Origin of the sequence: Spongiibacter sp., from assembly GCF_041602295.1 — a bacterium.
In the GTDB taxonomy this organism is placed as follows: Bacteria; Pseudomonadota; Gammaproteobacteria; order Pseudomonadales; family Spongiibacteraceae; genus Spongiibacter.
Genome location: NZ_JBFIGO010000185.1, coordinates 1 through 2,425 on the forward strand (window position 1 = coordinate 1; position 2,425 = coordinate 2,425).

At 59.3% G+C, this 2,425-nt stretch carries 3 protein-coding genes; all 3 read right to left on the bottom strand.

Features of this window, described 5'->3' with window-relative positions; genetic code table 11:
- Positions 1-126 precede the first annotated feature (126 nt).
- On the bottom strand, positions 127-660 hold the full coding sequence (locus tag ABYM29_RS15485) for a DUF2058 domain-containing protein (RefSeq protein WP_372865693.1): 534 nt from the start codon (positions 658-660) through the stop codon (positions 127-129).
- An 86-nt stretch (positions 661-746) separates the two neighbouring features.
- Complete coding sequence (locus ABYM29_RS15490; RefSeq protein ID WP_372865694.1) at positions 747-1,997, bottom strand: NAD(P)/FAD-dependent oxidoreductase; 1,251 nt, start codon at positions 1,995-1,997, stop codon at positions 747-749.
- A gap of 93 nt (positions 1,998-2,090) precedes the next feature.
- Positions 2,091-2,425: pyruvate kinase alpha/beta domain-containing protein (locus ABYM29_RS15495; protein ID WP_372865695.1), on the bottom strand; the 335-nt coding region annotated here is incomplete at its 5' end.

Consider the following 2,425-nt stretch of genomic DNA (forward strand, 5'->3'; position numbering starts at 1 on the left):
CATTGATAAGCTGTTCGACGATTTCCGCCTGGTGATTGCGAAAAGCCTGGTAGCCAAAGACCGATTGCAGGGTATGCAGGGCGGCTTCTGGGGCCGAAATGGGCGGTGTCTGCGTGTCGATAGTCATTACCACATCAAGTCGTCGGGGATTTGATAGTCCGCATAGGGGTCGTCTTCATCGGCTTGCTCGGTGGCTTTGTCATTGTGCAGCAGTACGACGGCGGCATCGCGCTGTTTGATCTTGTCGGCGATGGCTGCGGGCACCAGCTCGTAGCTGTCGCGCACTTTAACGATGGCAATCAGTCCCTTGACCAGTTGGGTTTGCAGCGTCGCGGTGACATACAGGCGTTTTATTTTTTTACCGTCGGTAAATTGATAGGCGATGTCGCCGTGCTTGCGGTCGATGCGGTTGATATCCACCAGTTGCAAAATCTGCGCGTAGATCGCTTTTTTCTCGACCTCGGCTTGGCGCTGGCGGTTGATTTGGCGGTCGCGCTCGGCTTTTTCAGCCAGTGCGCGCTGGGCTGCGAGTTTGCCTTCGTCGACCTGGGGCTTGCCCTTATTGGCCTTTTTGGCCTTGCGCTGCTCTTGCTTAATCTTTTTGACTTTCTTTTCGTCGGCGATGCCGGCCTTGAGTAATTGTTCTTGCAGCGATGCCATGACCTGCCTCGAAGATTGCGGCTAAAGTGGGCATTCTACCGCGTATTGCCCTGGGCTTCGATGCTGGCTGTGCAGCGCCGGGCCTGTTAAGCGTGCAGGCCGGCGCTGTAGCCCGATGACCAGGCCCATTGAAAGTTAAAGCCGCCCAGCCAGCCAGTGACATCGAGTACCTCGCCGACAAAGTACAGCCCGGCCTGCTGCTTGGCTTCCATGGTTTTTGAGCTGATGCCGCTGGTGTCGACACCGCCGCGGGTGACCTCGGCGGTGCGGTAACCTTCGGTTGCCGAGGGTTTTAGCTGCCAGTGATTGATGCGCTCACCAATGGCTCGCAGGTGTTTGTCGCTGTATTCGGCCAGCGGGGTGTCGGCCTGCTCTGGCCACCAGCGCTGTTGCAGCTCTGCCACCAGTCCCTTGGCGAGGCGCTGACTGAGCAGGCTGCGCAGCAATAGCTTGGGCTGCTGCTGTTTGGCGCTGCATAGCCAGCTGGCCGCGTCGTCGTCGGGCATGAGATTAATGTTCAGACTGTCGCCGGGGTTCCAGTAATTGGAGATCTGCAGCATGGCCGGGCCGCTCATGCCGCGGTGGGTAAACAGCAGGTTCTCGCGGAAACTGCGGCCATTGCACTGCACCTCAACTTCTAGTGCGAGCCCGGACAGGCGCTCGCACAGCACTTTGCTGTCATCGCTGTACATAAAGGGCACAAGGCCCGCTTGGCGGGGTGTCACGCCCAGCCCGAATTGCTCGGCCAGTTGATAGCCGAGTCCGCTGCCGCCCAGAGTCGGAATGGATAGGGCGCCGGTGGCGACCACCAGTGACTGGCAGTGCAGTTGCAGCGTGTTGTGCCCCTGGCGGACTTGCAGGGCGTAGCGCGGCCGTCGATCTTCGCAACTGTGCTTGGTTGAGCTGGGGTTGGGGGCCAGGGCCGTGAGCGATTGCAGTTCGCAGTGGCTGCGAATTTCTGCGCCGGCGTCGGCGCATTCATCAAGCAGCATATTGAGAATGTCTTTGGCCGAATGCAGGCAGAACAGCTGGCTGTGTTTGCGCTCTTCAAAGGCAATGCCATAGCGTTCGACCATGGCGATAAAATCCCATTGGCTGAAGCGTTTCAGTGCCGCCTTGCAAAAATGCGGGTTGTCGGAAATGAAATTCTCCGCCTCGACAAAGTGGTTGGTGAAATTGCAGCGACCGCCGCCGGACATCAGAATTTTTTTGCCGACTTTATTTGCGCGCTCCAGCACCAACACGCGCCGGCCGCGCTGGGCGGCGGTGAAGGCGCAGAACAGGCCCGAGGCGCCGGCGCCGAGAACAATGACATCATAGGAGAGTGGGTCGGACATGGTGGGAAGAGCCGCTGAAAAACAGCGGCAATTATTACAGATTGCCGCGCGCTTGGCTCCTACCGGTTGCGGTTGTGAGCTGCGCGCCGGTGGCTAGCTGGCGTCGTCTGCGGGCGATAGGCGGCTCTGGCTGTCGTCGGTTTCGCAGATAAGCCCGCCCAGGGTGCGGATTTGAATGGCGTCGACTCCCGAGCCCGACAGTGAGTCCGACAGTACGACCACCTTGTCGCTGGCGGAAAACTCATCGCGCTGCATCATGATGCGGGCGGCGGTGTCGAGCGTCTTTTCCGGGTCTGAGCTGAAGTTGATGCGATAGCTGAGGACATTGCGGTTAAGCACCAGTTGGCGACGGGTGCGGCTGTCATTGGTAAAGGCGCAAATAATGGGCCGCTGTGGGTGGCAGTTGGTGACGAGGTTGGCCATCAGGC

Excerpts from the sequence above, each read along its gene's own strand:
- ABYM29_RS15485 (WP_372865693.1), bottom strand. The coding sequence starts at position 660 with ATGGCATCGCTGCAAGAACAATTACTCAAGGCCGGCATCGCCGACGAA.
- ABYM29_RS15490 (WP_372865694.1), bottom strand. The coding sequence starts at position 1,997 with ATGTCCGACCCACTCTCCTATGATGTCATTGTTCTCGGCGCCGGCGCC.